This window comes from Psychroserpens damuponensis, from assembly GCF_000826655.1.
Lineage (GTDB): Bacteria > Bacteroidota > Bacteroidia > Flavobacteriales > Flavobacteriaceae > Psychroserpens > Psychroserpens damuponensis.
Window position 1 is genome coordinate 132,812 of record NZ_JXJO01000001.1, and the last position, 11,891, is coordinate 144,702.

13 protein-coding genes are annotated in these 11,891 nt (G+C 31.9%); 5 read left to right on the plus strand and 8 right to left on the minus strand.

All coding sequences use genetic code 11. The features are described 5' to 3' along the window. Position 1 precedes the first annotated feature (1 nt). The 3 genes from TD29_RS00555 to TD29_RS00565 all read left to right on the plus strand — a co-directional run bounded on the left by TD29_RS00555 (position 2) and on the right by TD29_RS00565 (position 1,951). The gene (locus TD29_RS00555) at positions 2 to 805 is read left to right on the plus strand and encodes an anti-sigma factor (RefSeq protein WP_040278135.1); all 804 of its coding nucleotides are present in this window, start codon (positions 2 to 4) and stop codon (positions 803 to 805) included. Positions 806 to 943: 138 nt separating this feature from the next. Beyond that, a complete protein-coding gene (locus TD29_RS00560) occupies positions 944 to 1,447 on the plus strand; it encodes a hypothetical protein (protein WP_040278137.1) in 504 nt (167 codons plus the stop codon). Between the two features lie 6 nt (positions 1,448 to 1,453). Beyond that, entirely contained in the window at positions 1,454 to 1,951 is a 498-nt protein-coding gene (locus tag TD29_RS00565) for a hypothetical protein (protein WP_040278138.1), read from the plus strand. 162 nt (positions 1,952 to 2,113) lie between these two features. Here TD29_RS00565 and TD29_RS00570 read toward each other — a convergent pair whose 3' ends face one another. From TD29_RS00570 to TD29_RS00585, 4 genes are all read right to left on the minus strand, one after another. After that, positions 2,114 to 4,348, minus strand: a complete 2,235-nt coding sequence (locus TD29_RS00570) for a TonB-dependent receptor (RefSeq protein ID WP_040278139.1) — start codon at positions 4,346 to 4,348, stop codon at positions 2,114 to 2,116. Between the two features lie 14 nt (positions 4,349 to 4,362). Beyond that, positions 4,363 to 5,661, minus strand: a complete 1,299-nt coding sequence (locus TD29_RS00575) for a tetratricopeptide repeat protein (protein ID WP_040278253.1) — start codon at positions 5,659 to 5,661, stop codon at positions 4,363 to 4,365. Between the two features lie 89 nt (positions 5,662 to 5,750). Beyond that, positions 5,751 to 6,299, minus strand: a complete 549-nt coding sequence (locus TD29_RS00580) for a DUF4331 family protein (RefSeq protein ID WP_040278141.1) — start codon at positions 6,297 to 6,299, stop codon at positions 5,751 to 5,753. 56 nt (positions 6,300 to 6,355) lie between these two features. Beyond that, positions 6,356 to 7,009 carry a DUF4331 family protein gene (locus tag TD29_RS00585; protein ID WP_040278142.1) on the minus strand — a complete coding sequence of 218 codons (654 nt, stop codon included), beginning with the start codon at positions 7,007 to 7,009 and terminating at the stop codon, positions 6,356 to 6,358. 367 nt (positions 7,010 to 7,376) lie between these two features. On the opposite strand from TD29_RS00585, the gene TD29_RS00590 reads away from it, so the two are divergent. Continuing rightward, positions 7,377 to 8,564, plus strand: a complete 1,188-nt coding sequence (locus TD29_RS00590) for an LETM1-related biofilm-associated protein (RefSeq protein WP_040278144.1) — start codon at positions 7,377 to 7,379, stop codon at positions 8,562 to 8,564. Positions 8,565 to 8,628: 64 nt separating this feature from the next. After that, positions 8,629 to 9,075: a J domain-containing protein gene (locus tag TD29_RS00595; protein ID WP_040278145.1), complete on the plus strand. Its 447-nt coding sequence runs from the start codon at positions 8,629 to 8,631 to the stop codon at positions 9,073 to 9,075. Between the two features lie 3 nt (positions 9,076 to 9,078). Here TD29_RS00595 and TD29_RS00600 read toward each other — a convergent pair whose 3' ends face one another. The 4 genes from TD29_RS00600 to TD29_RS00615 are packed head-to-tail and all read right to left on the minus strand — an operon-like array spanning position 9,079 to position 11,891. Further along, positions 9,079 to 9,834 (minus strand): LytR/AlgR family response regulator transcription factor, encoded by a 756-nt coding sequence (locus TD29_RS00600; RefSeq protein WP_040278148.1) that lies wholly within the window; start codon positions 9,832 to 9,834, stop codon positions 9,079 to 9,081. Positions 9,835 to 9,864: 30 nt separating this feature from the next. Further along, positions 9,865 to 10,188, minus strand: coding sequence for a 2TM domain-containing protein (locus TD29_RS00605; protein WP_040278149.1), 324 nt, complete (start codon positions 10,186 to 10,188; stop codon positions 9,865 to 9,867). Beyond that, entirely contained in the window at positions 10,188 to 10,526 is a 339-nt protein-coding gene (locus TD29_RS00610) for a 2TM domain-containing protein (protein WP_040278150.1), read from the minus strand. The genes TD29_RS00605 and TD29_RS00610 overlap by 1 nt, the downstream gene beginning before the upstream one ends. A 15-nt stretch (positions 10,527 to 10,541) precedes the next feature. Continuing rightward, complete coding sequence (locus TD29_RS00615) at positions 10,542 to 11,891, minus strand: histidine kinase (protein ID WP_040278152.1); 1,350 nt, start codon at positions 11,889 to 11,891, stop codon at positions 10,542 to 10,544.

Consider the following 11,891-nt stretch of genomic DNA (forward strand, 5'->3'; position numbering starts at 1 on the left):
GATGGATATACAAGCATATATAGATTCAGGAGTACTCGAGCTTTTTGTTGCTGGTCAATTATCAGACCAAGAAAACAAGGAGGTTCAAGAACACATGCTTAAGCATCCAGAAGTTTTACAAGAAGTATTAGAGATTGAATCTGCAATTATAAAATTATCATCTGCAATGTCTCCAGGTGAAAATAAACACTTATTACAACTTATTAAAGATAAATTACAACTAGGAGGACAAGATGTTAAAGTGGTTTCAATTGAAAAAGCGAAATATAACTGGTTAACGTATACAGGTTGGGCTGCAGCTCTTATAGTTGGAGCAGGCTTATTATGGACTATGAACCAAAACCAGCAATTAGAAGTTCAAGTCTCTGATGCTGAAATAGAAAAAGCTTATTTAGAGGTTCAAATTGAGGAAGCTAAAACAGACTTAGCAGTTAAAGAAAACCTGTTGAATGTACTTAGAGATAGAGAAATTATCTCTGTACCTCTAGGTGGACAAGGCGATTTTGCTAATAGTTATGCTAAAGTGTATTGGAATAAATCTGACAATAGTATTTATCTAGATGCCCAAGGTTTACCAGATGCTCCAGAAGGTAAAGTTTGGCAAGTATGGTCATTAACTTTAAACCCGTTAACACCTACAAGTTTAGGTACTATTGACAATTTTAATGATGATGACAACAAAATTTTTAATATAGCTAACGCTAATGAAAGTCAAGCCTTTGGTATTACTTTAGAGCCAGCAGGCGGAAGTGAAACACCAACTATGGAGCAACTACACACTTTAGGTGTCGTCTCACAACCTTAAACATTTTAATTTTTTTTATACTGAAAAGCGCCAGACTCAAGTTTGGCGCTTTTTTATTAAAAAACACGTAAAAATACGCATACACGTATTTCGGTTTTATCTTAGTTTTAGATACTAATAAAATTTAATTAAACTAAAATGGCAGGCGAACAAACAATAGAAGTAAAACCCATCGCGATACAAACCAAATGGGAACAAAGGGTACCATGGTATTTAACTATTGCTAGTAGTGTTGTTTTAATTGCCATAGCCTACTTTTTAACGAGTAACATTAATTGGTTCAAGGAAGAGGTGTTTCTAAACGATGCAGATCTAAATCTCGAATACAAAGTATATGCGTATCAAATGCATTTAAGTATGATTAAACGTTCTGTGGGACTTTTCTCTGGATTTGCACTTATGTTTCTTGGTATTGGTGTTGCTTTTTATTCTATAAAAAAACAAACCACGTTAAACTTAGAAGGTGCAGGAATTACAGCTAGTCTCGTTACAGCATCGCCAGGAATTATTGCCATGCTTCTAGGTACATTTCTCATAATTAGCACGATACAAAGTAAAGACGATTTTCCAAATTTTAGAGACTCAAATACATCAACGATAAAAATTAATGCTCCAGAAAATCCTCCTGGTAGAATAAACTAACTTTTCATGAAATACACGTTTTTACTCATCAATTTACTTATAACTACTATCACTTCTATACATGCTCAAGATATAACTCCAACTGAGATTAACAGTACTGGTCATGTCCTTTCTGAATTAACGGCAGATGCGATAAAAAATAATGATTTTGAATCTGTATTAATTTTCACCAATACAATAGATAAATTAAAAGAAAAACTTAAAATAGACACCACATATACTAATTATTTTAATAACATAAAAATAAGAAACCCTCAGCTTAACAATGGCATTGTGATTTTTCTAAATAGTTCTCCACAATCATCTCCAGGATTCTCCAACAGAGTGGTAGCGCATTATATTGATTTACACAAAAGTGGCATTTCAACTACTGATTTGAATGAATATATATTGTTAAAAAAACTTCATAAAGGTGACATATCATCTCAAGAAATAAATGCTTCTCAAATTAATGACTTAAAAGATTTAAAGGCAGAGATAGAAGCTATTAAAATAGAACACTAGTAAACAGGAAAGCACCTACTTAAAAACTTTAAGTAGATGCTTTCAACTAACAAAAAAACTCTAAACATACCATGTCTCCACATGGTAAACTTTAAAAACCAATCAATCAATTGTAATTGTTAGTCCTTATCAAATAACCCCTTTGATAATTGATGAGTCTCTTTAAAACCTATAACTTATACTACCTTTAATAAAAAAGGGAGTTCCTGGTGTAAAATGTATTTCTTCAACAGACTGCGCTTCATTTTGTAAACGAGATTCTGTAGCAAATTGAGTTTCATTCCACTCTACATCAAACATATTTTCTACTATTACACCAAACGTTATGTTACTAAACGTGTAGTTAGCATTAAAATCGGTTACAAAATAGCCGTCTGCAACTAAGCTATTATCTTCATTTGCTGGTCTATCGTCTATATATCTATATCTAATTCCGCCAGAAAACCCATATAAATCGTTAACTGCTAATCCTCCTGCCATGGTAAAATCTGGTGCTAAAGGGATGTAATCTTCTCCATCTGCAGCGTCAAGACTTCTTGCTTTTGTATATGTAGCATCAGTATCTAAATACAACCAATCATTTAATTGATAACGCAACCCTAAATCTATTCCAAAACGTTCTGTTTTACCACTAGGTTCAACTATACCTGCATCACCTACATACACAAATTCTTGTTCTAAGAATAAATACCATAGCGCTGTGTTTACAACCAATTTTTTAGTTGGTTTCCAAATTTGTCCCAAATCTAAACCGTAAGCTCTTGGTAAAATATCTTCTCCTAAATTATTCACCACAACTCTGGTGTCGTTAGAATGAAAGCCAATTCCCGATTTTAGAAATAATTGTAAATTATCTTGAGCATTGTAAAAGAAATTTAACTTCGGACTAACAATAGTCTTTGTTTCAGACTGTAATGTATATTCAGTTTGTAACTTATCATTGTACAAAAACTTGAAATAATCTAATCGTAAAGCTGGTGCAATTTTCAATTTACCAAATTCAAACTCTGCATTTACAAACGCATCTATATTAGTTTGATTAATATCTCCTAATGAGATATTTTCTAAAGTAGTTCGTCTATTTAAAGTTCTTGACAGCTCCACATCATCAATAATATCATGACGAAAACCTAAACCTGCAGTCAAAGTAAACTCTGTATCTCCTAAAAAAGTGGTGTGCGTTAAAGCAGTATTAGCTCCAAAAATTTGACGATTTTCTTTTTGTTTTATTTGATCTCCATTTACTGGATCTTCTAGAAAAAATGTAAAGTTAGAGTATAATTCAAAAGCATAATGCGAGTAAAATGCGTTTGATTTTAACGATGTTCTATCTGAAATGTGCTTACTAAACGCTACATTAAGATTGGTACGCTCTGTAGTTCCACCTTCAGTATCATCAATAGCTCCAAAACGAGTGATATTTCCATTATCAACTTCTCTTTGCGGAATTTGACCAGAAGCATCCCAACGACTCGTAAAATGAGACGCAGTTACTGTTAACTTATCATTTTCTGGTGAGAACATCACATATTTTCCAAAGATATTTAGACGGTTAAAATTTTGTGGAGATTCAAATGGTCCATCTGTTGCAATATATTCTGTAGCGATATACGCATTTTGGTTTTTTGTAGATTCTAATAGATTAAACATTCCTAAGGTTCTTAGTGAATTAAAATCTCCAACCGACATTGATATTTGACTATCTTTCAAATAATCTCTTGTAGAGAAATCAACATAACCTGCTGTATTAAAATCGCCTTGTTGTGCGTAATAAGGCCCTTTTCCGAAGTCAATTTTATTAACCGTTTCTGGTATTAAAAAGTGTAAATCGCTATACCCTTGGCCATGAGCATGCGACACCATATTTACTGGCATACCATCTACAGAAATTGAAACATCTGTTCCATGATCTATATCAAAACCTCTTAAAAATAGTTGCTCTGCTTTACCTCCTCCTGCATGTTGGCCAGTGATTAAACCTGGCACTTTACGCAAAACTTCTTGAGATGAATTTACTGGATTAGTATTAATATCCAATCTAGAAATCGTGCTCAAAGCATTGAGTTCTTCAGTTATTGTCATTTCTTCCAATTGAAAGGCTTTTTCTTCTAATATTATTAGTAAGTTAGTTTCAAAATTGTCTGGTTGTAATACCAATATTTTATTTTTGTAACCCAATAGACCTATTTTTATAGTATCTCCTATTGTATTATTCTCTAAGATGAACACTCCGTTTTCCGACGAGTGAGAGTGACTTTGAGAGTTTATATTATAAATGTATGCTGCCTCTAAAGGTTGATCAATACTATTTACAACTTGACCTTTTACTTTTTGAGCATAGGCATTAGTTGACAATACTGCTACAAAAAGCAGTATAATTAGTTTATTAAAATTCATGATGTTAGGGCTTTTTAAAGTTGATTAATTTTATCTTTCATTGTTGGTCCTAACTCATAAATACTTGCAAGCAACTCCTCTTTAAGTGGTTTAACTTCTTTAGTTTTCCCTGCCGCTTTATAAATTTGAGCGACATGATATAATGTTGCTGGCTCATAGGTTTTACCAATAACATGTTGCTCCACAACATCTAATGCTGCCTCTAAGTTTCCGTTTTTAAAATAAGTCCATGCTAATAAGTCGTAAGATTGAGGTGTTGGTCTATTCTCAACTTCAGTTTTTGCGATTGCAATTGCATCTTCAAGTTGTACATTTTCATCTGTATACAGCAGTACGTTGTATTTATTATACATGTCTCCATATGCTTTGTTTTGCATGGCAGTTTTGTATAATTCTAATTGCGCTTTGCGCATGGTTTCATCACCTTTATAATCTGCTATTTCAGATTTTAACAAATAATAATCTGGAGCTTTATACGTTTTGGTTACCGAATTTAAAATACGTAACGCTTCGTCAGGGTTTTTCTCGTGTGAATATACAATCCATGCTATACCTTTTTTTGCATATGCATCATTAGGATCTAGTTCTAAAGCTTTTAGAAAGTGATTGTACGATTTTTTAATCTCTCCTGCATGACCATAAAAATCTGCAATATTGGTGTATGACCATTGTTTAAGGTTGTTTAAATTTGAAGATTCGGCAATTGCCATAGCCTTCTCCATATATTTAATTGCCGACTCTAAATCACCGTTGTGATCGCTCATTTTAGATAAACGAATGAGATAATCAAAATCACTAAAATTCTCGAAGCTATTAAGATAAGCCTGAGCTTTTTTGTAATTACCTAATTCTAGGTGCACATCAAAAAGCATTTTTTGAGTTTCACTTAAGTTCTCTTTTAAAGCCTCTGCTTTTTCTAATAATTCTAGAGCCTCTTTAAATCTATGTTGTGATATATAGTTGTAAGCTAAACTCTTTAAATAAGATGGGTTTTTATAAAGCGATCTTTTATTAACTATTAGTAATTCATCTTCGGCTTTTTTAAGATATTCAACCTCTCCAGTTGTAGTAAAATAAGCTGTGTATGTAGATGCCAATTTACTATGATAACCATATTGATTTGGCGTTTTTTCTAACTTTTCAGACCAAAAGATTTCATTTTGTTTAGCACGATCCAGAGTTTCATTTTCTGTCATTGCCAAATACGAATTATAATCGTTTGTATCTGTGATTTTTTGAGTGTTGTTGTTAGCGCAGTTTGTAAATAGAACTGCAGCTAATACTGTAATTATTATAGTGTATTTCGAGTTCATGTTAGCGAGTTTTTGAGTGATTGTCAAGAGTTTTTTTTAAAATCCTGAAACAGGCTTATTTACAGCCCATTTCAGAATTAAAAATTGTATTAGTGAGGTGTTGCTAAGTAAGGAAAAGACGTTAAAAACGCTTTATCATTACTATCTACATTATCATCAGACAACCCTGGATTATCTGTTCCCATTGGGCCACCAAAGATTAATAACAACTCTGTTGAAATAACATCATCTGCTAAAGCACGACCTGTTAATACATTTGTACCATCAAAAAACGTGGTTGTTCCTGTAAGAGAAACGGTCAATACATCGGTTGCTAAAGCTCCAGTAAATGTTGGCGCATCCCAAGTTAATGCATTGGTTGTATAACCAGGATTTAAGGCTAATAATTTAGCTTCAAATTTAGATTGAAATGCTGCATTTTGATTAGAAGGTATCGTCGTATTAAACGCATCTTTATCTTCCATATCTACAAATACCGTGTTTATCGCAGGCCTACCCATTTGATCTTCTTGAGCGTAAGTTCCAGTAAAGTTTGGACCTGTTGGACCAGTTGGTGTATCGTCATCATCACTACAGTTGTAAGCTGAAAATGATACAAGCAAAGCTATTGCTGCTAATTTTATATTATTGAATTTCATGTGTTTTGTATTTTAAATTTAAAATTTTGTTTTCTTCGGAAATATGAAGATTCACCTTATTGTTTTCTTTTTGATTCTACCCAAATATTTACTGAATCTCCAGATCCAACCATAGCTTTTGGTAATTCTACCACTATAGACATCACATTTGTTCCTGCAAAAGTATCTGTACCAGGATCTGAAAACATGGTTTCGTCACCAGCAATAATATCTCCATAACGGAAAAAATCCATAAAGAAAGGATCATCTCTAGGTCCAGCAAAAAAGCTCATCCCATTATTAGTTTCTACAATAGCGTTAGCACCATAAGCCGTAATATCTACATCATTCATAGTTGCAGAACTTGATAAAATTGTACTATTTAAACCTGATTGCGAAGGTGCAATTGGTCCAAAGAAATACATTTTACCATCTCTTGGTGTTGCTTGAATAACTAAATCTGCTACTGCATCTAAATCGTTATCAATGTTAAACTCTATCAATACATTTTCGTCAAAGGCAGCAGCATCTGTATCTGCAGGACTAATTAATCCTTGTACGTTTGCAACAAATACGATATTGTTGTTGTCTTCACCTTGAAAGGCATAAATGTCTGTGATATCACTTGTACCACCAGCAACTGCAGGAGCATCAATATGATCTGCTGCGATTGCAAAAAAGCCAGCAATAGTTAATACCGCAGCTCCAATTAAAATTTTTGATTTTTTCATAATACGTTGAGATTTTTGTTGTTTAATTATTAGTCTCTGGAAACACTTACGTAAAAATCACAGATACGGTTTTATATTTTTTTAGTACACCTAAATAAAATTTTAAAAACGACTCATTTTAGTCACTAATAATCGCGTTGTTTGAAGCGTATCCCAAAATAAATAATTATTAAAACTACGTAATCAAATATTAAATTTTAGGAATACTAGCGCTGAAAAACAGTGCTATGCCAAAGACATTTACCTCTAAAAAATCACTGATTAGAAGCCTTTTAAATGTTAGGTATAAATTAACTATCGTGTAGAAAAAAATTTAAGCATAAAACAAATAAAAAATTAACTTTGTGAGGTCTTTAAATTTAAACACATGAACCCATCGACTAGTGGTTGGATTGAAAAATTCTGTTCTCAAATTTCTAAAAACGGAATTCCTTTTGAAAACTACGCATCTCTATATGATCGCTTAAAAGACTTTGGGTTTATTTATGGTGTCAATGTTGCTGCTACAGAAAAGATTGAGCAAATTCACAGATACTCCGAAGATGAATTAGCCAAAGTAAACCTCATTACTGGCTTATATCATATGTATTACTTTAAAAATAAAACGTTTACAGCCTCAGCTTTTATCAAAGACTTATTAGACTATTATAAAGCCTTAGAAGTTGCAGATTTATCACTTTGGGATAAGTTAGTAATTGGTAAAAGCGAAACCTCAATGCTAGAACGTTTAATTCATGATAGAATTCAAATAGACGACAATCTATTAACTAGAAATTTTAATAAATCTATTACCAACTCTTTACTATTTGTAGATGTTCTTGCGTTTGATGCTTTTTTAAAGGATGATAAAGATCCAAAATCTTATGCAGCACATTTAGAAAGTATCATTGTAGGTACATTATACAAGTCTTTAAATTCTAAAAGTAAAATTACAGATTATGATAAGGAGATTATTAATATTATAGAATCTTCAGCGTCATATATGGACGATGATGATATAGATACCGAAGACCTGATCTATGATATAGATTATGATATCAATCTTCAGGAAAAAAAATATCTTTTAGATTTAATGTGTTTGTCTGTTTGGGATGATGAAATTTTAGAGCGTTCTGAGTATCAGTTTTTAAAACAACTTACTAAACGTATCGAAATGAAGCCTTCAGAAATACAGGATTCTATTTTATCTGTAGCTCAATTTCATATTGACCACAAAAAGAAAGTTTTACTATTTCAGCAAAGTAATCCACTATCAAATTTTTACGAAAACTCGTCTCAATTAGTAAACAAATTAATTAGACGTAATAGTAAACGATTGGTTAAGGAAATGCAGCAAAGTAAAGATTTGATGCTATTAATTTCCAAATCAACACACTCTGATCTTAGTAAAGAAGAGCAAAAACGAATGCAAGCTCAATTATTAGATACGCTAAAAACCATACCGAGTTTAGCAATTTTTATGCTTCCTGGAGGTGCTATTTTATTACCAATATTTGCTAAATTAATACCCAATTTACTGCCATCTGCTTTTGATGATAATAGAATAGAAAAGTAATTTGCATGCTACTTTAGTAACAAATGTAAACATGAACTTACTTATAGATTGAAAACCTAGTGCTATGAATGTCACCAATTACTACAATATTTTTAAAATTGAAACCTCAGCAAATTTAGATGCTATAAAGAAAGCATTTAGAAAAGAAATCGCAATATATCATCCAGATAACAACCCTACTGAAAACGCCAAAATTCATTTTGTATCACTTGTTGAAGGGTTTCACATTTTATCAAATCCTGAAAGACGCAAGACATATGACACGTTGCTTTTTCCTGTTTCTTCGGAAAAAGATACACCTGCTCCTATTGAACCTATACATGAGTTTCAGTACAACGAATGGAAACAAGAATCACAAAAAAAAGCGGAAACTTATAGAGACTATTCTCTAGCTGAATTATTTGTGTCTGATCTATTCATTGAAGCTGGTATTGAGGGGTTATTTACTGTTGGTGGTGATTTGCTTGAAGGCTTAGGAGATTCTCTTGGTGATGTTCTCGATATTTTTTAATACCTATGATAGCCAATCCTTAAAATCTTTTACACGCTCTCTTGCGACAATCACATCTTGCTCCTTAAAAGTATTTAATTTAATTTGAAGTCTAGAATTTGTATAACTTACCATGTCATTAATTGCATTAATGTTGACATAAAACTTACGGCTTATTCTATAAAACTTATGAGGTTCTAACTCTTCTTCTAATTGTTCTAAAGTTGTGTCAAGTAAATAGTTCCTGCCTTCTTGTGTAAACGCATAAGTCCCTTTATTTTCGCTATAAAAACATTCTATATCATCAATATTTATGAGTTTCAAATGCTGTCCTACTTTTACTGAAAATCGCTTTTTATACTCACGTTCTATTGGGTTTACTAATAATTTCTTTATGTCATCAAAATCTAACGTAACCGATTGTTGTTTAGGGGCACGCTCGTTATATTTTTTGACTGCGATTTCTAGATCATCTTCATCAATAGGTTTTAATAAATAGTCAATGCTATTTAATTTAAAGGCTTGTAAAGCGTATTCATCGTAAGCTGTTGTAAAAATCACAGCAGATTTGATATCAACAGTTTCAAAAATTTCAAATGACAACCCATCACTCAATTGAATGTCTAAAAAAATCAAATTTGGATGTTCATTATTTTGAAACCACTCTATAGATTCTTCTACAGAATGTAACATGGTTTCGGCTTCCATATTTAAAGCGGTTAACATACGTTGCAATCGTCTTGCTGAAGGTTTTTCGTCTTCAATGATAATAATACTCATGTATTTACTGTATTTATAGTGGGTTAATGATTATTCGTAACGTGTTGTTTCATTAGAATCTTTATCCATAAACTCTTTTATTTTTTTCTCTTCCCAATGTTTACCAAAAATCATATTAGGTAAAAACACCGATGCACAATGTGCTAATAACCCTATTCCCCAAAAAGCAAGTGTTATAAAATTACGCCATTGAAAATAGCTTTCTCCTTCGTCTAAATTTTGAAAATTCACATACACTAAAACTAAGTTAACCAAGATATAAATTAATGCATGCGTATAAAAACCTTTGATTTGCTTAACTCGTCGTGCTGCGAGTTGGTAACGTTCTTTATGTGCTAATTCTCTTGTTTCCATTATTCCCAGTATTTCGTGTCTTTATCCATTATTTCCTTGATTTTCTTTTGTTCCCATTGCTTTCCTAAGAAAAAATCAGATCCAAAAACGCCTAAAAAATGAAAGAAGATTCCAATTCCCCAGAAAAAGGCTGTAGAGAAGGTACCGAAACTAAAAAATTTAACACCATTACTCGTTATTAAAATGATTAAAAATATATTAACAATCACATAAGATGCTAAGTGCCAATAAAATCCCATAATTGCCTTTACCTTTTTTTGAGCTCTTAAATAAGCTTCTTCTTTTTCCCAAGCTTTTTGAGAATTTCTATTTCCGTAGGGTTCAATATTATTTTCCATGATATTTTATTTTTTTTAATTCCAACGTTGTTCTTCCTCTTCACGCATAAATTTTTCAATTTTTCGTTTTTCCCATCCGTTACCTAATACTCCATCATTAACATATACTTTGTAAGCCTGAAATGCTAATCCCATTCCCCAACCTAGCATTGGAAACCAAAACCATTGGATAGTAAAAGGTGTGTAGCGATACCAGATAAAAAATAAGAAAGGAATAACTAGACAGTAAGAAATTAAACTATAATAAAATTCTTTCATAGCTTCTACACGTTTACGTGCTCTAACATATCTATCGTCATATTGTGATTTTGGTTGTGCTGTTTTCATGATTGATACTTGTTTTGTAAGCATTGGTATTGCGACTGCAAAACTAGTTGCTTGTTGATTGATTGATACTGTTTTATTTGATAATAACTGATAGCGTTGCTTGATATTTTCTAATCCAACTCCACTACTCTTTTTTACAATTTGTTTAGGTTGAAGGTTATTTTCTACAACGAGCATACCATTACGTTCATAAATTTTAATATGTAAAGGTTTGCTACTTGTTACCATATTATGCTTTACTGCATTCTCTAGTAATAATTGTAAGGATAACGGTACAACTTTACTCTCTGGGTTTGATGCTTGCTCTGGAATTTCAAAAATGATACTATCTTCAAAACGCATTTTTAAGAGAGACATGTATGTTTTTGCAAATCTTAACTCTTCGTCTACTGTAATGAGATCCTTATTTTTTTGTTCTAAAACATAGCGGTACACTTTAGATAAGGACGTTGTAAACTTTTGAGCATTTTTAGGGTTTTCTTCAATTAAACTTGTCAATACATTTAAACTATTGAATAAAAAGTGTGGATCTAACTGATTTTTTAAAGCGTCAAATTTCGCACTTGCTGTACCTGCAATTACCTTTTGTTCTTTTATTTTATTTTTTTGATATCGATTATAGAAAAATACAATGTGAAAAATAGAAACTATTGTTAATGTGATCCATAATCCAAATGAGTAGTTTGCATTCCAGGTTTCGTTTTCTATAAAATTTTCAAAAGTATTTTTGTGTAAAAGCAACGATGTCACTAATCTCAAAAAGAACAAACCAATTAAAGTGATAATGGTAGAACCTAAAATCCCTATAAGAATGCGTTTAATGGTATCTCCTTTTTTCCAGCTTAAACGCTCCATGTAATCAAAGAAAGCCATGTTAGAATATCCAAGTACAAAAGCATATAATTGATAAAACCCAAAATCAATTAAAAAGTCATTAACTGTGCTATAGTCAAATCCTCCCGAGATTAGATTACCTACAAGCCAAACTGCGGTACCTATAATTAAGGTTAAAATGATATTTTTAATTGATTTTGACAT

Coding starts and splice junctions, on each gene's coding strand:
- TD29_RS00585 (WP_040278142.1), bottom strand. CDS start 7,009: ATGAAAAAATCAAAAATTTTAATTGGAGCTGCGGTATTAACTATTGCT.
- TD29_RS00580 (WP_040278141.1), bottom strand. CDS start 6,299: ATGAAATTCAATAATATAAAATTAGCAGCAATAGCTTTGCTTGTATCA.
- TD29_RS00575 (WP_040278253.1), bottom strand. CDS start 5,661: ATGAACTCGAAATACACTATAATAATTACAGTATTAGCTGCAGTTCTA.
- TD29_RS00555 (WP_040278135.1), top strand. CDS start 2: ATGGATATACAAGCATATATAGATTCAGGAGTACTCGAGCTTTTTGTT.
- TD29_RS00565 (WP_040278138.1), top strand. CDS start 1,454: ATGAAATACACGTTTTTACTCATCAATTTACTTATAACTACTATCACT.
- TD29_RS00595 (WP_040278145.1), top strand. CDS start 8,629: ATGAATGTCACCAATTACTACAATATTTTTAAAATTGAAACCTCAGCA.
- TD29_RS00615 (WP_040278152.1), bottom strand. CDS start 11,891: ATGTCAAAATCAATTAAAAATATCATTTTAACCTTAATTATAGGTACC.
- TD29_RS00600 (WP_040278148.1), bottom strand. CDS start 9,834: ATGAGTATTATTATCATTGAAGACGAAAAACCTTCAGCAAGACGATTG.
- TD29_RS00610 (WP_040278150.1), bottom strand. CDS start 10,526: ATGGAAAATAATATTGAACCCTACGGAAATAGAAATTCTCAAAAAGCT.
- TD29_RS00560 (WP_040278137.1), top strand. CDS start 944: ATGGCAGGCGAACAAACAATAGAAGTAAAACCCATCGCGATACAAACC.
- TD29_RS00590 (WP_040278144.1), top strand. CDS start 7,377: ATGAACCCATCGACTAGTGGTTGGATTGAAAAATTCTGTTCTCAAATT.
- TD29_RS00605 (WP_040278149.1), bottom strand. CDS start 10,188: ATGGAAACAAGAGAATTAGCACATAAAGAACGTTACCAACTCGCAGCA.
- TD29_RS00570 (WP_040278139.1), bottom strand. CDS start 4,348: ATGAATTTTAATAAACTAATTATACTGCTTTTTGTAGCAGTATTGTCA.